This is a genomic window from Mycolicibacter terrae (assembly GCF_010727125.1).
In the GTDB taxonomy this organism is placed as follows: domain Bacteria; phylum Actinomycetota; class Actinomycetes; order Mycobacteriales; family Mycobacteriaceae; genus Mycobacterium; species Mycobacterium terrae.
Window position 1 is genome coordinate 1,399,171 of the sequence record NZ_AP022564.1, and the last position, 16,592, is coordinate 1,415,762.

14 protein-coding genes and 2 pseudogenes are annotated in these 16,592 nt (G+C 67.9%); 11 read left to right on the forward strand and 5 right to left on the reverse strand.

The window, feature by feature from the left end:
* Window positions 1–13: 13 nt before the first annotated feature.
* Window positions 14–2,092 carry an NAD-dependent DNA ligase LigA gene (gene ligA, locus G6N23_RS06760; protein WP_085262103.1) on the forward strand — a complete coding sequence of 693 codons (2,079 nt, stop codon included), beginning with the start codon at window positions 14–16 and terminating at the stop codon, window positions 2,090–2,092.
* On the opposite strand, the gene G6N23_RS06765 is transcribed toward ligA, so the two are convergent.
* Window positions 2,089–2,754 (reverse strand): ACT domain-containing protein, encoded by a 666-nt coding sequence (locus G6N23_RS06765; protein WP_095174217.1) that lies wholly within the window; start codon window positions 2,752–2,754, stop codon window positions 2,089–2,091. The two genes, ligA and G6N23_RS06765, sit on opposite strands and share 4 nt — an antisense overlap.
* Before the next feature lie 39 nt (window positions 2,755–2,793).
* Here G6N23_RS06765 and gatC point away from each other — a divergent pair, with 39 nt between their 5' ends.
* From gatC to G6N23_RS06780, 3 genes and pseudogenes are all read left to right on the forward strand, one after another.
* Window positions 2,794–3,093, forward strand: a complete 300-nt coding sequence (gatC, locus tag G6N23_RS06770; RefSeq protein ID WP_085262269.1) for an Asp-tRNA(Asn)/Glu-tRNA(Gln) amidotransferase subunit GatC — start codon at window positions 2,794–2,796, stop codon at window positions 3,091–3,093.
* Entirely contained in the window at window positions 3,090–4,571 is a 1,482-nt protein-coding gene (gatA, locus tag G6N23_RS06775) for an Asp-tRNA(Asn)/Glu-tRNA(Gln) amidotransferase subunit GatA (RefSeq protein WP_085262105.1), read from the forward strand. The genes gatC and gatA overlap by 4 nt, the downstream gene beginning before the upstream one ends.
* 90 nt (window positions 4,572–4,661) lie before the next feature.
* Window positions 4,662–5,568 (forward strand): annotated as a pseudogene (locus G6N23_RS06780) (ATP-dependent 6-phosphofructokinase); the annotation flags it as partial.
* Here the strand turns inward: G6N23_RS06780 and G6N23_RS06785 are convergent.
* Window positions 5,565–5,930 (reverse strand): annotated as a pseudogene (locus G6N23_RS06785) (DUF2237 family protein); the annotation flags it as partial. The pseudogenes G6N23_RS06780 and G6N23_RS06785 overlap by 4 nt on opposite strands.
* Before the next feature lie 33 nt (window positions 5,931–5,963).
* On the opposite strand from G6N23_RS06785, the gene tenA reads away from it, so the two are divergent.
* Together tenA and gatB are read left to right on the forward strand one after the other, a co-directional pair.
* On the forward strand, window positions 5,964–6,632 hold the full coding sequence (gene tenA / locus G6N23_RS06790) for a thiaminase II (RefSeq protein WP_085262270.1): 669 nt from the start codon (window positions 5,964–5,966) through the stop codon (window positions 6,630–6,632).
* 23 nt (window positions 6,633–6,655) lie between these two features.
* Entirely contained in the window at window positions 6,656–8,158 is a 1,503-nt protein-coding gene (gene gatB, locus G6N23_RS06795) for an Asp-tRNA(Asn)/Glu-tRNA(Gln) amidotransferase subunit GatB (RefSeq protein ID WP_085262109.1), read from the forward strand.
* A gap of 307 nt (window positions 8,159–8,465) precedes the next feature.
* Here gatB and gjpA read toward each other — a convergent pair whose 3' ends face one another.
* Entirely contained in the window at window positions 8,466–9,515 is a 1,050-nt protein-coding gene (gjpA, locus tag G6N23_RS06800) for an outer membrane porin GjpA (RefSeq protein WP_085262110.1), read from the reverse strand.
* Window positions 9,516–9,832: 317 nt separating this feature from the next.
* A complete protein-coding gene (locus G6N23_RS06805) occupies window positions 9,833–10,954 on the reverse strand; it encodes a PQQ-dependent sugar dehydrogenase (protein ID WP_085262111.1) in 1,122 nt (373 codons plus the stop codon).
* Window positions 10,955–11,099: 145 nt separating this feature from the next.
* On the opposite strand from G6N23_RS06805, the gene G6N23_RS06810 reads away from it, so the two are divergent.
* Window positions 11,100–11,909, forward strand: coding sequence for a DoxX family membrane protein (locus G6N23_RS06810; protein ID WP_085262112.1), 810 nt, complete (start codon window positions 11,100–11,102; stop codon window positions 11,907–11,909).
* A 20-nt stretch (window positions 11,910–11,929) separates the two neighbouring features.
* On the opposite strand, the gene G6N23_RS06815 is transcribed toward G6N23_RS06810, so the two are convergent.
* Window positions 11,930–12,268, reverse strand: coding sequence for a PH domain-containing protein (locus G6N23_RS06815; RefSeq protein WP_085262271.1), 339 nt, complete (start codon window positions 12,266–12,268; stop codon window positions 11,930–11,932).
* A 157-nt stretch (window positions 12,269–12,425) separates the two neighbouring features.
* Between G6N23_RS06815 and G6N23_RS06820 the strand changes: the two genes are divergently transcribed.
* From G6N23_RS06820 to ilvN, 4 genes are all read left to right on the forward strand, one after another.
* The gene (locus tag G6N23_RS06820; RefSeq protein ID WP_085262113.1) at window positions 12,426–13,076 is read left to right on the forward strand and encodes a TetR/AcrR family transcriptional regulator; all 651 of its coding nucleotides are present in this window, start codon (window positions 12,426–12,428) and stop codon (window positions 13,074–13,076) included.
* Window positions 13,073–13,948: a metal-dependent hydrolase gene (locus G6N23_RS06825; protein WP_085262114.1), complete on the forward strand. Its 876-nt coding sequence runs from the start codon at window positions 13,073–13,075 to the stop codon at window positions 13,946–13,948. The genes G6N23_RS06820 and G6N23_RS06825 overlap by 4 nt, the downstream gene beginning before the upstream one ends.
* Window positions 13,949–14,154: 206 nt before the next feature.
* Entirely contained in the window at window positions 14,155–16,026 is a 1,872-nt protein-coding gene (locus G6N23_RS06830) for an acetolactate synthase large subunit (protein ID WP_085262115.1), read from the forward strand.
* Entirely contained in the window at window positions 16,026–16,538 is a 513-nt protein-coding gene (gene ilvN, locus G6N23_RS06835; protein ID WP_085262116.1) for an acetolactate synthase small subunit, read from the forward strand. The genes G6N23_RS06830 and ilvN overlap by 1 nt, the downstream gene beginning before the upstream one ends.
* The last annotated feature ends 54 nt before the right edge of the window (window positions 16,539–16,592 follow it).

Here is a 16,592-nt window from a genome sequence, read left to right on the forward strand (position 1 = left end):
CTAACCTGCGGGGGTGAGTCCAGAGGCCGACAGCGTGACCCCGGATCTCCGGCGGCAGTGGCACGACCTGGCCGAAGAGGTGCGCGAACACCAGTTCCGCTACTACGTCAAAGACGCGCCGATCATCACCGACGGCGAATTCGACGAGCTGTTCAACGCACTGCTCGCACTGGAGGACGCCTACCCGGAACTGCGGGCCGCCGACTCGCCGACCCAGCTGGTGGGCGGGGCCGGCTTCACCACCGACTTCGCACCGGCAGAGCACCTGGAACGGATGCTGTCGCTGGAAGACGTGTTCTCACCCGATGAGCTGACCGCCTGGGCGGGCCGGGTCGCCGGTGAGATCGGCGGCGACACCACCTACCTGTGCGAGCTCAAGGTCGACGGGGTGGCGCTCGGACTGGTGTATCGCGACGGCCGGTTGATCAGCGGCGCCACCCGCGGTGACGGCCGGGTCGGCGAGGATGTGACGCTGAACGCGCGGACTATCGCCGACGTCCCCGAATTCCTCACCGCCGACAGCGAATTCCCGATTCCGGCGGTGCTGGAGGTACGCGGCGAGGTGTACTTCCGGCTGGAGGACTTCGAAACCCTCAACGCCGGGCTGGTCGCCGAGGGCAAGGCGCCGTTCGCCAACCCCCGTAACAGCGCGGCCGGATCACTGCGACAGAAGAACCCGGCCATCACCGCCCGGCGCAAACTGCGGATGGTCTGCCACGGCCTCGGCTACACCGAGGGATTCAACCCCGCGACCCTGCACGAGGCCTACACCGCGATGAAGGCCTGGGGACTGCCGGTCTCATCGCACACCGCCCGGGTCGACGGTATGGCCGCGGTGGCCGAACGCATCACCTACTGGGGCGAGCACCGCCACGATGTCGAACACGAAATCGACGGTGTGGTCGTCAAAGTCGACGACCGGGCACTGCAGCGCCGGCTCGGCGCCACCTCGCGGGTGCCCCGCTGGGCGGTGGCCTACAAATACCCGCCGGAGGAGGCGCAGACCACGCTGGTCGACATCCGGGTCAGTGTCGGGCGCACCGGCCGGGTCACCCCGTTCGCCTACATGACCCCGGTCAAGGTGGCCGGCTCCACGGTGAGCCTGGCCACCTTGCACAATGCCTCGGAGGTCAAGCGCAAGGGCGTGCTGATCGGTGACACCGTGGTGATCCGCAAGGCCGGTGACGTGATCCCCGAGGTGCTCGGACCCGTGGTCGACCTGCGTGACGGCACCGAACGCGAGTTCGTCATGCCGACCCACTGCCCGGAATGCGGAACCCTGCTGGCGCGGGCCAAGGAAGCCGACGTCGACATCCGCTGTCCCAATTCGCGGTCCTGCCCGGCCCAGCTGCGCGAGCGGGTGTTCCACGTTGCCGGCCGCGGTGCCTTCGACATCGAGGCCCTGGGCTACGAAGCGGCGACCGCGCTGTTGAGCGCCGGCGTCATCTCCGACGAGGGCGATCTGTTCACCCTCACCGAAGACGACCTGCTGCGCACCGAGTTGTTCACCACCAAGGGCGGCGCGCTGTCCAAGAACGGCCGGCAATTGCTGACCAACCTCGACAAGGCCAAGTCCCAACCGCTGTGGCGGGTGTTGGTGGCATTGTCGATCCGCCATGTCGGCCCGACCGCCGCCCGGGCGCTGGCAACCGAATTCGGCAGCCTGGAGGCGATCACCGCGGCGTCTACCGAGCAGCTCGCGGCGGTCGAGGGCGTCGGGCCCACCATTGCCGCCGCGGTCACCGAATGGTTCGACGTCGACTGGCACCGCGCGATCGTCGACAAGTGGCGGGCGGCCGGGGTGCGGATGGCCGACGAACGCGACGAGAGCATCGAACGCACGCTGGAGGGCCTGAGCATCGTCGTGACGGGTTCGCTGACCGGCTTCTCCCGCGATGAGGCCAAGGAGGCGATCATCGCGCGTGGAGGCCGCGCCGCCGGGTCGGTGTCGAAGAAGACGGCCTATGTCGTCGCCGGTGACGCGCCGGGGTCGAAGTACGACAAGGCCGTCGAACTCGGGGTCCCGGTCCTCGACGAGGACGGTTTCGTCAGGCTGCTGGCCGAGGGCCCGGCGGACGACACAACGGATTAGCGCAACAGGGTCGCGACGATCCCGGCGAGATAGCCCAGCCGCGCCACTTCGGCCGGCAGGAACGCCGGACCGCCGGTGCGTCCCAACACGACGACGGTGCCCGGGTCACCCAGTGGGGCGGCCAGCAGCGCAGTGTCCATCTCCCGCCACACCGCGGGCACCCAGTCGGCGGTGTTGTCCAGTGCGGTGGCGCGTTCCAGCGGCAGCCACGGCACCGCGTCGACTTGGGTCTCGGGAGTGCCCGGGCTGCCGGCCAGCCGGCGGAACTGCCCGGCAGATCCCTCGCCGTACAGCACCACGCACCAGCTGACCCGCAGGACCCGGGGAGCGTCGTCGACCAGTTTCTGAAGCTTGGCCTGGCGATTCCCCGCCGCCGCGACGCGGTCGATGAGCTCGAGTTCGCGGTGCGCCTCCAACAGCCCGGTGTGCGGGCGCACACTGTGCACCCGTATCCCGGTGAGCCGCTCGGCGGCGGTGATCAGCACGTCGGGCATCGATCCGCGCGGCAGCTCGACCACCAGGTCGTCGATCGCCGAGCCGTTGGCGCGCTCGACGACGTCCAGCGACAGGATGTCGGCACCCACCGAGCCCAACGCGACCGCCAGCGAGCCGAGGCTGCCCGGGCGGTCGGCGAGTTCGACGCGCAGCAGATAGGAAGGCACGGCGAACACTGTTTCACAGCCCGACTAGGCTTGGCGGCCGTGCCCCAGATCTCCCGTGACGAGGTAGCCCACCTGGCCCGACTGGCCCGACTGGCGCTGACCGACGCTGAGTTGGACGGCTTCGCCGGCCAGCTCGATGCGATCCTGGCCCATGTCAGCACGATTGCGGCCGTCGACGTCACCGGCGTCGAGGCGACCGACAACCCGCTCAAGGCCGTCAACGTCACTCGCCCCGACGAGATCGTGCCGTGCCTGACGCAGCAGCAGGCGCTCGCGGCCGCCCCCCGTGCCGAAGACGGCCGCTTCGCGGTCCCGCAGATCCTGGGGGAGGGTCAGTGAGCGAGCTGATCCGGTCCGACGCGGCCACCCTGGCGGCCAAGATCGCCGCCCGCGAGGTGTCCTCGGTCGAAGTCACCCGCGCCCACCTCGACCAGATCGCCGCCACCGACGACCGGTACGGGGCGTTTCTGCACGTCGGCGCCGATGAGGCGCTGACCGCGGCGGAGGCTGCCGACAAGGCCATCGCCGCCGGCGAGGCGCCGTCGGCGCTGGCCGGGGTGCCCCTGGCGCTCAAAGACGTGTTCACCAGCGTCGACGCGCCCACTACCTGCGGATCGAAGATCCTGGAGGGCTGGCGGCCCCCCTACGACGCGACCGTCACCGCCCGGCTTCGGGCGGCCGGGATCCCGATCCTGGGCAAGACCAACATGGACGAGTTCGCGATGGGCTCGTCGACGGAGAACTCCGCATACGGCCCGACCCGCAACCCGTGGGATGTCGAGCGGGTGCCGGGCGGCTCCGGGGGCGGCAGTGCCGCGGCGCTGGCGGCGTTCCAGGCGCCACTGGCCATCGGTACCGACACCGGCGGCTCGATCCGCCAGCCGGCCGCGCTGACCGCCACCGTCGGCGTCAAACCCACCTACGGCACCGTGAGCCGCTACGGGCTGGTGGCATGCGCGTCCTCACTGGACCAGGGCGGGCCGTGCGCGCGCACCGTCGCCGACACCGCGCTGCTGCACTCGGTGATCGCCGGGTATGACCCGCGCGATTCCACTTCGTTGGATGTAGCGGTGCCCGACGTCGTCGGCGCCGCGCGCGCCGGGGCCGCCGGTGATCTGTCCGGGGTGCGGATCGGGGTGGTGCGCCAGCTGCACAGCGGGGAGGGCTACCAGCCGGGCGTGCTGGCGTCGTTCAACGCGGCCGTCGAACAGCTGAAAACGCTGGGCGCGCAGATCTCCGAGGTGGACTGCCCGCACATCGACTACTCGCTGAGCGCCTACTACCTGATCCTGCCGTCAGAGGTGTCGTCCAACCTGGCCCGCTTCGACGCGATGCGCTTCGGGTTGCGGATCGGCGATGATGGCACCCACAGCGCCGAGGAGGTGATGGCGCTGACCCGCGCGGCCGGCTTCGGTCCGGAGGTCAAGCGCCGCATCATGCTCGGCACCTATGCGCTGTCGGCGGGCTACTACGACGCCTACTACAACCAGGCGCAGAAGGTGCGCACCCTGATCGCCCGCGACCTCGACGAGGCCTACAAGTCCGTCGACGTGCTGGTCTCGCCGACCACGCCCACCACGGCGTTCCGGCTGGGGGAGAAGGTCGACGACCCGCTGGCGATGTACCTGTTCGACCTGTGCACGCTGCCGCTGAACCTGGCCGGGCACTGCGGCATGTCGGTGCCCTCGGGGCTCTCCGGCGACGACGGGCTGCCGGTGGGCCTGCAGATCATGGCGCCCGCCCTGGCCGATGACCGGCTCTACCGGGTGGGGGCCGCCTACGAGGCCGCCCGCGGGGCGCTGCCGACCGCAATCTGATCCGTCGAGCCTGGTGTTAGCGCGAGAAAGTTCAAGTAGAGCTCACGCTAACTACAGCCTCGAGGTGAGCGACCCGGCAAGATGGGTCTCATGCGGATCGGAGTCCTCACCGGTGGCGGTGACTGTCCCGGGCTGAATGCGGTGATCAGGGCGGTGGTGCGCACCTGCGATTCGCGCTACGGCTCGACGGTGGTGGGGTTTCAGGACGGCTGGCGGGGCCTGCTGGAGAACCGGCGGGTCCAGCTGGCCAACGACGACCGTAACGACCGGCTGCTGGCCAAGGGCGGCACCATGCTCGGCACCGCCCGGGTGAACCCCGACAAACTGCGTGCCGGCCTGGACCAGGTCAAGGCGACCCTCGACGACAACGGCATCGACGTGCTCATCCCGATCGGCGGGGAGGGCACCCTGACCGCGGCGCACTGGCTGTCGCAGGAGAACGTCCCGGTGGTCGGGGTCCCGAAGACCATCGACAACGACATCGACTGCACCGACGTCACTTTCGGCCACGACACCGCACTGCAGGTCGCCACCGAGGCGATCGACCGATTGCATTCCACCGCCGAATCCCACCAGCGGGTCATGCTGGTCGAGGTGATGGGCCGCCACGCCGGGTGGATCGCACTGAATGCGGGCCTGGCCAGCGGTGCGCACATGACGCTGATCCCCGAGCAGCCGTTCGACGTCGAAGAGGTGTGCCGGCTGGTCAAACAGCGCTTCCAGCACGGCTCGTCGCACTTCATCTGCGTGGTCGCCGAGGGAGCCAAGCCGGCCGAGGGGTCGATGGAGCTGCGGTCCGGCGGCATCGACGAGTTCGGCCACGAGCGATTCACCGGGGTCGCGGCCCAGCTGGCGGTCGAGATCGAGAGGCGCGTCAAGAAGGACGTGCGGACCACGGTGCTGGGGCATGTGCAGCGGGGCGGTACGCCCGACAGCCACAACCGGGTGCGGTATACGCCGGTTCGGCGTGCGGCGCGGCGACGCGCCGCTCGGCGGCACGTCAACGGCATACCCGCGCAAGACATCCAGCGGAACCACGTCGAGGGTGCGTTCATGGGTGGCGGCGAGCACCACCGGAGCGGCACGACCATCACGGTGCGCCCGAAGCCAATTCACCGCGGTGACACACCAGCGGTCACCGGGCGCCAGGCCCGGAAACCGATAGGCGGGCATAGGCGTGGACAGATCATTGCCGATCGAGCGCTGGTGCTCGAGGAACTCGGCGGTGACCACCGCGCAAATGGTATGCAGTCCAATGTCTTCCGGGCCCGACGAACAGCAGCCGTCCCGGTAGAAACCGGTAATCGGGTCACTGCCGCACGGTTGTAGCGGATCGCCCAATACGTTGCGCTCGGACATTCAGCCAGTTTAGTGGGCGGGCTACGGTGGGTCATGGCCAATCGCACACGTGACGCACTCTGGGGCCAGGCCGCCGAGATCTATGCGCGAATCTGCGCTCACCCGTTCATCACCGGACTCACCGACGGGACCCTGGACCACGACCGATTCCGCTACTACATCGTCCAGGACGCCCACTACCTGCGGGCCTATGCGCGGGCGCTGGCGGGCTGTGCGGCCAAGGCGCCGCTCGAGGGGGAGCTGACGATGTTCGCCGAGCACGCCGGGGTGGCGATCGCCGCCGAGAACGAGCTGCACGCCGGGCTGCTCACCGATCTGGGGCTCGACGCCGGCGCCGCCGCGGCGGTTCCGGTCGGCCCGGCCACCCAGGCTTACGCCAGCTACCTGCTGGCCATCACCGGTTCCGGTTCCTACGCCGAGGCCGTCGCGGCGGTGCTGCCCTGTTACTGGATCTACGCCAGGGTCGGCGAACACCTGCAGCGTCACGGCTCGCCCGAGCCGCTGTTCCAACGCTGGATCGACACCTATGCTGGCCAGGAGTTCCAGGCGGTGGTCGATGCGGTGCTCGCGGTCACCGACCGGGTCGGTGCGGACGCGTCGCCTACCGAGCGGGAACTGATGCGCCGGCATTTCCACACCACCGCACGCTATGAGTGGATGTTCTTCGACGCCGCCTACCGGATGGAGGACTGGCCGGTGTGATCGGGTCACCTAGACTTTCGACCATGACCGCTGCTGTCGCCGAACTGCTCGACTACGACGACGTCGTCGCCCGCTTCGACCCGGTACTGGGCTTGGAGGTGCACGTCGAGCTGTCCACGGCCACCAAGATGTTCTGCGGGTGCTCGACCGCGTTCGGCGCCGAACCCAACACCCAGGTGTGCCCGGTCTGCCTGGGGCTGCCCGGTTCGCTGCCGGTGCTCAACGCCGCCGCGGTCGAATCGGCGATCCGGATCGGGCTGGCGCTGAACTGCGAGATCGCCTCCTGGTGCCGGTTCGCCCGCAAGAACTACTTCTATCCCGACCAGCCGAAGAACTACCAGATCTCCCAGTACGACGAGCCGATCGCGTTCAACGGTCACCTGGACGTGCCGCTCGACGACGGGTCGGTCTGGCGGGTGGACATCGAACGCGCCCACATGGAGGAGGACACCGGCAAGCTCACCCACGTGGGCAGCGACACCGGCCGCATCGAGGGCGCCAGCGAATCCCTGGTGGACTACAACCGGGCCGGCGTACCCCTGATCGAGATCGTCACCAAGCCGATCACCGGGACCGGCGAGCGTGCCCCGCAGATCGCCCGGGCATATGTGACCGCGCTGCGGGACCTGCTGCGCTCCCTGGACGTCTCCGATGTGCGCATGGATCAGGGGTCTATGCGCTGTGACGCCAACGTATCGCTGATGCTCACCGGCGCAACGGAATTCGGTACCCGCACCGAGACCAAGAACGTCAACTCACTCAAGAGTGTCGAGGTGGCGGTCAGCTACGAGATGCGTCGCCAGGCCGCGGTGCTGACCGGCGGTGGCACTGTCACCCAGGAGACCCGGCATTTTCACGAGGCCGGTTACACCAGCCCGGGGCGGGCAAAGGAAACCGCTGAGGACTACCGCTACTTTCCCGAGCCGGACCTGGAGCCGGTGGCACCGAGCGCGGAGCTGGTTCAGGAGCTGCGCGGCACCATCGGCGAGCTGCCGTGGCTGGCCCGCAAGAAGATTCAAGACGAGTGGGGCGTCTCCGATGAGGTGATGCGCGATCTGGTCAATGCGGGCGCGGTCGAGTTGGTGGCGGCGACCGTGGCAGCCGGGGCCTCCAGCGAGGCCGCCCGAGCCTGGTGGGGAAACTTCCTGGTGCAAAAGGCCAACGAAGCCGGCGTCGAACTCGACGCCCTGGCGATCACGCCGGCGCAGGTCGCCGAGGTGGTGTCGCTGGTGGAGTCGGGTGAGCTGTCCAACAAGCTGGCCCGCCAGGTGGTCGAAGGAGTGCTCGCCGGGGAGGGGGAGCCGACCCAGGTGATGACCGACCGCGGCCTGGTCGTGGTGCGCGACGACTCGGTGATCCAAGCCGCGATCGACGATGCGTTGGCCGCCAATCCCGATGTGGCCGAGAAGATCCGGGGCGGCAAAGTGCAGGCCGCCGGCGCCATCGTGGGCGCGGTGATGAAAGCCACCAAGGGCCAGGCCGACGCCGCCCGGGTGCGAGAACTGGTGCTGGAAGCCTGCGGGTAGTCCGGCCGCCTCAGCCGGCGGCGGCGGCGGGGATCTGCGGCAGGCGACGGACTTGCTGGTTGCTCCGGTGCTCGAAGATGAACTGCAGCCACCGAACGTCGATCAACATCGTGTCGTCATCCTTTTCGCTAGACGGTCTCGGCGTGCCGTGACGGTGACCTTGACCCGAGCTCCAAGGTAAAGCCGATATTTAAGGCCGCAGGGGCGCAGTCGGTAAAGCTTCTGTGAGAACCGATCGTGCGCTACCGACGACGAAAGTGGCCCCCTCCGCGATCGGAGGGGGCCACTCGTGGGCCGGAGAAAGGGCCTACAGGCCGATCGAACTCGCCAGGTCGGCGAGCAGGTCGGTGCCGACCGCGCTGCCACCGGCGGCCACGTCGTCGAGCGGGTTGCCCACGCCGTCCCAGCCAAGAGCGTTGGCAATGATCTCCTGCAGGCTTTGCCACGCGCCCAGCAGTCCGACGCCTTGGCCTTCAACCACCAGCGGGAAGCCCATGAGGCCGGTGGTCAGGCCCAGTCCGTTGATGATCGAGCCGCCGATGCCGGGGGAGCTGCCGTCGCTGATCAAGTTGACGAAGCCCTCGACGTCGGTGCCGGTGAGGCCGGGCGACAGCAGGCCACCGAAGGTGTAGCTGAGCGCGGTGACGTCCAGGTCCGCGGGCAGCAGGCCGCCCTCGATCAGGCTCGGCAGCAGCGCGTCCAGGTTGAGGGTGGCCCCGTTGAGAAGCCCGCCGACCATGTTGGCCGGGAGGTTGGCCATGTCCTGCAGCGCCGCCGTCCAATCCGGGTTGTCACCGGACAACGCGGTGCTGATCTCGGTAACGCCGTTGTAGAGCGCGACCAGCGGGCTGATGCTCGGGGCGAGCGCGCCGATCAGCACCCCGCTGATCGGTGACGCCAGGAAAGAGAGAACCGGCGTGAGCTCATCGGTGCTGAGGGGGAAGTCGTCGGGCATGTATTGCGGCATCACCAGGGTGATCAGTGCCTGCAGCGCGTCGTTGCTCAACAGCAGCGGTGACATGGGCAGGTCGGTCTGCATGCTGGGCTGCACGATCGCGTCAATGACCGCCTGCGGGTCGATCGATGTGCCGTTGATCAGGTCCGCGATCAGCTGCTGTCCGGCAACCATCGGGGCCGCAGACATGGCATCCCACAGCGTGGTGGCGTTGGTCTTGGCGGTATCGAACACGTCCTGCCAGGCGCCGAACGGGTCGAAGTCGGCGGTCAGCGCGACCACGGGCGAGTGCCCGGCCGGCAGGCTCGGCAGCGGCATGGTGACCGGGGTGGCGGCGATGGCGCCGGCGCCGACTAGCGCCGCACCGGCGACGATCCACGGTGAGCGAACAACGTTGTGCATGGGGCTCCTCATTACAATTGCTGTGACGGGTCGCACAGTCGGCGAAAGATTACTTGAAAGTAGGTTAGGAGACAACACGAGTGATGTTATTTGACGCGACCGTAAAGAAAATGCGGTACCACGGTCCACGATAACGGACTTGAATTCGGAAAACACCAGGTGATAATGGTATTTAGTATACGAGTCGGCGACGTCCGGGGGTGTATGGGCGAGGGTACTTTCGCGGAACTCGGGTGGAAGCCCGCCGTCGTACGCCCTCTATAACGAAGGTTCGCCTAAATTAACTTAATCCGTGCACAGATCAAGGCCCGACCGGCTCAGTCCTTGTCGTCGTTGGCGCGCGGGAACCCGCCGCCGGAGGGGAACAGCGGGAATACGACGTCGTCGAGCTTCTCCGCGTCACCGGCGGTCTTGTTCACCGTCGCGCCCCAGACGTTGCCGTCCGGCGACATCTTGACGGCCCAGACGTGGCCGTGGGTGTCCTGGCGCATGACCTCGGGTTCACTGGTGACCGCACCGGTGCCGGAGGCCAGTCGCACCGCGACGGTCTGTTTGGTGTTGATCAGATTGACCAGCACGATTCCGTCCATCGCGGCGCAGCCGGCCACTCCGGGCTTGTCCGGCCAGGTCCACACGGTGGAAACGTGGGAGTCCTTGGTGATGCGCTGCAGGCGGTCTCCGCTCGGACTCCGATCGGTGACGTAGAGCGAGCCGTCGACGTGATCGATGCACAACCCCCCGCCCGCGCCCAGCCCGCTCAGCGCGGTGGTCGGGGCGGCCTGACCGATCGTCGTCGGTTGTTCGATGCGCAGTACCTTGCCCGCCGTGGACCCGGGGTCGGCGGCCGCGGCCGGGTTCCCTGCGTCACCGGTCAACACCACCAGGGTGGTGGGGCTGGTGAAGATCAGCGCGCCGGTGTTTCCGGTCGCCCCCTTGGGGATCCCGGTCAGGATGTCCTTGGGCACATCGCCGTCGGCGACCCGGATCACCCGGTTGTCGGTGGGGGTGCTGATGTAGGCGTACATCAGCCGGTCCTGGGAGTAAGTCGGCGACAACACGATGTCCATCAGCCCGCCGTCACCGGCCGGGTCGACGCCGATGACGGTCTTCACCTTGGGCTCGGCGGTCAGCGAGACCTCCTTGACCGCGCCGGTGGTGCGTTCGGCGACCAGCGCCGATTTGCTGTCGGCGTGCATGATCAGCCCGCTGGTGCTCTCCAGGCAGCCCTGCATCACCCCGGGGGCCGGACATTGTTTGGGGAACGGGTTGGCCGGCAGCGGCGGGGGCGGCGGAGGCGTCGTGGTGGGCGCCAGCCCGCGCCGGGGCACGGTGGTGAAGGGCTGGGACTGAGCGTCGTTGAAGTGGGCGCAACCCGTCAGAACCAGTAAGGCCGCGCACAGCACGACAGGCACCCGGTGAATCGCCCCGCGCATCCGCATGCCCGTCAGGTTACGGACACCGGGTCCGGTTCCGCCACGATGCCCGCCGCAGCGGCGTCGTCGGGCCTGCACCGGGCCGGAATCGATTCGCTAACGAAGGCGTTCAAATCCCCAATCCCGCCGGGGTTGCCCTTACCCTTGCAGGGTGAAGAGTCAAGGTGAGGGCTCACACTGGCGTCGGCCGGGTGGAGCTGCCGACGCAGACAAAGGACGTCCCAAGTCGGCACGTCTGGTAGATCCGGAGGACGACATGCCATCGCCGACCTATACCGGTGATTTCGAGACTGCTGCTATCCCGCCCTATGACCCGACCGGTGCCCGCCCCCTCGGCGGTGACTACAACCCGCTGCCGTATGCCGAACCACAGGCCGCCGCCGGGCGCGTCGGCGGTCCCGTCGGCGCTGACGCCGACGACCCGTTCCGGGTGGTGGACCGGCGGGGAACCCAGGACCTGGGCCTGCTGGTCCTGCGGCTGGGCCTGGGAGTGGTATTGGTGGCCCACGGGCTTCGCCAGCTGTTCGGCTGGTGGGGAGGCCAAGGCCTGACCGGATTCAAGAGCTCGATCTCCGAGGCCGGCTACCAGCACGCCGACATCCTGACCTACGCCGCCGGCGGCGGGCAGATCGCCGCCGGCCTGCTGCTGGTGCTCGGACTGTTCACGCCGCTGGCCGCTGCCGGCGCTCTGGCGTACCTGATCAACGGTGTGCTCGCCGGCGTCTCGTCGCAGAGCCAGGGGCGCTTCGACTTCTTCCTCCCGGACGGCCACGAATACCACCTGATGCTCATCGTGGTGGCGGTGGCGATCGTGCTGGTCGGCCCCGGACGGTATGGGCTCGACGGCGACCGAGGCTGGGCCCGGCGACCCTTCATCGGGTCGATCGTGGCATTGCTGCTCGGGATCGCCGGCGGCGTGGCGATGTGGGTGTTCCTCAACGGAGCCAACCCGCTCGGCTGAGGAGGCCGGCGGGGCGCTGATCAGCGATACGGGTTGGGCACCCGCCCGCCGCTGGCCTCGGTGAGCAGCGGCAGGGTGGCGAAGCTGACCGCAGGCAGGCGTAGTTGCTCACCGTCGTGCAGGTGCGCCCGCGCCCAGGATCCGCGGCTGAACCCCAGGCCCGCGATGGCGTCCCAGTCCACCGAGCGGCTGCCGAGCAGGGTCCGCACCGTGACCTGCTGCGCGTCGGCGACGGTTCGCCACCGGGCGATCAGCGCGGAGAGCAGCACCGGCAGCACCAGCAGCGGCGCGGTGAGTGGCCAGGTCAGCACCGGAATCAGTAGACCCAGGGCCAGGAAGCCGACGGCGAAGTGGGCCATCGGCGAGATTCGGATCACCAGCGGTGCGGGATCGGGGGAGCGGGAGGCCACCCTGGCATGATGTCACCGCCGGTACCGGTGGCGCGGGTCGGCGGCGGTCGAACGCCCCGGCACAAAAAATATTGACTACTTATTTTAAGTAACGCATCATGGGCGCATGACGTCGACCAGGCCTCGCCGGACCCAGGCGGAGCGGACCGCGGAGACGCGCCGCGCGCTACTGGATGCGACGCTGGACGCACTGGTCGAGGTCGGTTTCAAGGGCACCACGACCACCGAGGTGGCCCGTCGCGCCGGGGTGTCGGTGGGCGCGCTGCAAGGTCATTTCCCGACGAAGATCGGGCTGCTGACCGCGGCCATCGAATTCGCGCTGAACCGCCGCATCGAGGAGTTCGAGGTCTTGATGGCGGGGCTGGATCCCTCCGCCGACAAGCTGGACGAGGCCTTCGACCTGCTGTGGTCGATGTTTTCCGGCCAGACCTTCACCGCGACGCACGAACTGTGGGTGGCGGCTCGCACCGACCCGGACCTGGCGCCGGCAGTCGTCGAAACCGATCGGCAGTTCGCCGAAGCGTGCGAGCGGGTGTACACCCAACTGCTGGCCCCCGCCGGTCCCGGCGGGGCCGTCACGCCGCAGTCGCGCATCGGACTGCAGATGGCGTTCGCGCTGATGAATGGCCTGGCGATGGCACGGCTGATCGACGGCTACGAGCCGCTGGCCGTCAAAGACATCCTCGAAACCTTCAAGACACTGGCCAGACCGCTGGTGACCGACCCAGCAGACCAACACTCAGAGGGGACGCAATGACTGCCAGCGAGAACGCACCGAACGACCGCCACCTCGCGCAGCCCGCGGTCCATCCACGTCGCATTCGGTTCAATTACCCGGTCGCGGCGCTGGACCGCCACTTCGTCGCCGGCGACCTGGTGATGAGCCATCTCATTGCGCACCTTTCGGCGGTGTTTCCCGAGGGCGAGGACTTCTTCGTGCGTTCGGTGCGCCACTACGCCGACCAGATCACCGATCCGGAATTGAAGGAACGCGTCAAAGGATTTGTCGGACAAGAGGTATCGCACGGCCGCGAACACCGTGCCCTCAATGAGCGTCTGCAGCAGATGAGCTACCCCACCCGCCGGATCGACCGGCTTGTGCACCGGCGCCTCAAGGCGGCCGAGCGGCGGTTCTCGCCGCTGACCTGCCTGGCCATCACCGCCGCGCTCGAGCACTTCACCGCGGTTTTCGCCGAGACCCTGCTCAGTGACGAACGAGCCCAGGCCCTGCTGGGCACGACGGAAGTGCGCTCGATGCTGCTGTGGCACGCCATCGAGGAATCCGAGCACCGCTCGGTGGCGTTCGACGTCTACCGTGCGGTCGGCGGTGACGAGATCCGGCGCATCCGGACCATGCGGGTCATCCGGTTCAGCTTTCCCATCGCCGTCACGGTGAACTCGATCCTCTCGATGTTCACCGACCGGGCCGCGTATAACCCGGTGCGGCTCGTTCGCAGCTTTGCCGCACTGCGGCATTCGCCGTTTCTGACCCGGGCCGTTTTCAGCCGGCTCGGCGACTACAACAGGTACGGCTTCCACCCCGACGACCATGACAACACCGCGCTGCTGGAGCACTGGACGGCGGCCTTGTTCGGCGAACATGGGTCGCTCGTCGACCACCTGCACTGAGAACGCCCACCGCTTATTTGACGCCCGGTCGGTCCAGGGACTACCGTCTTCGGCTATGGACAACGGCATGCTCGTAGTAGCCCCCTGCGCGTTGGTTGTTGCCTGAGCTTCCAACCACCAACGCGCAACCCTCGTGCAGCAGCTGAGCTGGCGGGGGTTTTTTGTTGCCACCAGTCCAGATCACCAGAGAAATTGAAGAGGAAACCGTGAGCGCACCCACCACGCGACCGCCGCAGCGGTCGGCCGCAACCGACGGGCCGCAGCCGGCCAACGGGACCCCCTCCGCCGACAAAGCCAAAGCAGCCGCCAGACGCGTCGCACCCGAGCAGATGACCGGTGCCCAGTCGGTGATCCGGTCGCTGGAGGAACTCGACGTCGACGTCATCTTCGGCATCCCCGGTGGAGCCGTGCTGCCGGTCTATGACCCGCTGTTCGACTCCAAGAAGCTGCGCCACGTGCTGGTCCGCCACGAGCAGGGTGCCGGGCACGCCGCCAGCGGCTACGCGCACGCCACCGGGCGGGTGGGGGTGTGCATGGCCACCTCGGGTCCGGGTGCCACCAACCTGGTCACCCCGCTGGCCGACGCGCAGATGGACTCCATCCCGGTGGTGGCCATCACCGGGCAGGTCGGCCGCGCACTGATCGGCACCGACGCCTTCCAGGAGGCCGACATCTCCGGCATCACCATGCCGATCACCAAGCACAACTTTCTGGTTCGCAACGGCGACGACATTCCCCGGGTGATCGCCGAGGCGTTCCACATCGCGGCAAGCGGACGGCCCGGAGCAGTTCTCGTCGACATCCCCAAGGACATTTTGCAGGGTCAGTGCACCTTCGCCTGGCCGCCGAAGCTGGACCTGCCCGGCTACAAGCCCACCACCAAACCGCACAGTCGGCAGATCCGCGAGGCCGCCAAGCTGATCGCCGCGGCGCGCCGGCCGGTGCTGTATGCCGGCGGCGGCGTGATCCGCGGCGAGGCATGCGAACAGCTGGCCGAGCTGGCCGAGTTGACCGGCATCCCGGTGGTCACCACGTTGATGGCCCGCGGCGCCTTCCCGGACAGCCACCGCCAGCACCTGGGTATGCCCGGCATGCACGGCACCGTCGCGGCGGTCGCCGGCCTGCAGCGCTCCGATCTGCTGATCACCCTGGGCGCCCGCTTCGACGACCGGGTCACCGGTCAGCTGGACTCGTTCGCCCCGGACGCCAAGGTCATCCACGCCGATATCGACCCGGCCGAGATCGGCAAGAACCGGCACGCCGACGTGCCGATTGTCGGCGACGTCAAGGCCGTCATCACCGAGCTGATCGGCGCACTGCGCCACGAGAAGACGGACCTCGGAAGCGATCTCACGGATTGGTGGGCCTACCTCGACGACGTGCGCGCCACCTACCCGCTGAGCTACGGCCCGCAAAGCGACGGCAGCCTGTCCCCGGAATACGTGATCGAGACCCTGGGCCGCATCGCGGGGCCGGACGCCGTCTATGTCGCCGGCGTGGGCCAGCACCAGATGTGGGCCGCGCAGTTCGTCCACTACGAAAAGCCGCGCACCTGGCTGAATTCGGGTGGCCTGGGCACCATGGGCTTCGCGATCCCGGCGGCGATGGGGGCCAAGATGGGCCGCCCGGACGCCGAGGTGTGGGCGATCGACGGTGACGGCTGTTTTCAGATGACCAACCAGGAACTGGCCACCTGCGCCATCGAGGGCATGCCGATCAAGGTCGCGCTGATCAACAACGGCAACCTGGGCATGGTGCGCCAGTGGCAGACCCTGTTCTACGGGGAGCGCTATTCACAGACCGACCTGGCCACCCACTCGCACCGCATTCCCGACTTCGTCATGCTGGCTGAGGCGCTCGGTTGCGTCGGATTGCGTTGCGAGCGTGAAGAAGACGTCGAAGACGTCATCAATCAGGCGCGGGCGATCACCGATCGCCCGGTGGTGATCGACTTCATCGTCGGCGCGGACGCGCAGGTGTGGCCGATGGTGGCCGCCGGTACCAGCAACGACGAGATCCAGGCCGCCCGCGGTATCCGGCCGCTGTTCGACGACGACAACAACGAGGGGCACGCCTGATGACCGCCAGTTGGAAGACCCATACGTTGTCGGTGCTGGTCGAGGACAAACCCGGCGTGCTGGCCCGGGTGGCGGCATTGTTCTCCCGGCGCGGCTTCAACATCGAGTCGCTTGCCGTCGGTGCCACCGAGACCAAGAACATGTCGCGGATGACGATCGTGGTCTCGGTGGAGGACATTCCACTGGAACAGATCACCAAGCAGCTCAACAAGCTGATCAACGTCATCAAGATCGTCGAGCAGGAGGACGACAACTCGGTCTCCCGTGAGATCGCGCTGATCAAGGTCCGCGCCGACGCCGGTACCCGCGGCCAGATCGTCGAGGCGGTGAACCTGTTCCGCGCCAGGGTGATCGACGTTTCCCCGGAGTCGCTGATCATCGAGGCCACCGGCACCCCGGCCAAGTTCGAGGCGTTGTTGCGGGTGCTGGAGCCTTATGGCATCCGTGAGATCGTCCAATCGGGTCTCGTATCGTTGTCACGCGGTCCGCGCGGCATCGGTACGGCCAAATAACTCCTACGCACATACTTCATCGAAGAACGAACAGAAAGAAGTGACACAAAGTGG

Coding starts and splice junctions, on each gene's coding strand:
- tenA (WP_085262270.1), top strand. CDS start 5,964: ATGGCCAATCGCACACGTGACGCACTCTGGGGCCAGGCCGCCGAGATC.
- gatB (WP_085262109.1), top strand. CDS start 6,656: ATGACCGCTGCTGTCGCCGAACTGCTCGACTACGACGACGTCGTCGCC.
- gjpA (WP_085262110.1), bottom strand. CDS start 9,515: ATGCACAACGTTGTTCGCTCACCGTGGATCGTCGCCGGTGCGGCGCTA.
- G6N23_RS06805 (WP_085262111.1), bottom strand. CDS start 10,954: ATGCGGATGCGCGGGGCGATTCACCGGGTGCCTGTCGTGCTGTGCGCG.
- G6N23_RS06815 (WP_085262271.1), bottom strand. CDS start 12,268: ATGGCCCACTTCGCCGTCGGCTTCCTGGCCCTGGGTCTACTGATTCCG.
- G6N23_RS06820 (WP_085262113.1), top strand. CDS start 12,426: ATGACGTCGACCAGGCCTCGCCGGACCCAGGCGGAGCGGACCGCGGAG.
- G6N23_RS06825 (WP_085262114.1), top strand. CDS start 13,073: ATGACTGCCAGCGAGAACGCACCGAACGACCGCCACCTCGCGCAGCCC.
- ilvN (WP_085262116.1), top strand. CDS start 16,026: ATGACCGCCAGTTGGAAGACCCATACGTTGTCGGTGCTGGTCGAGGAC.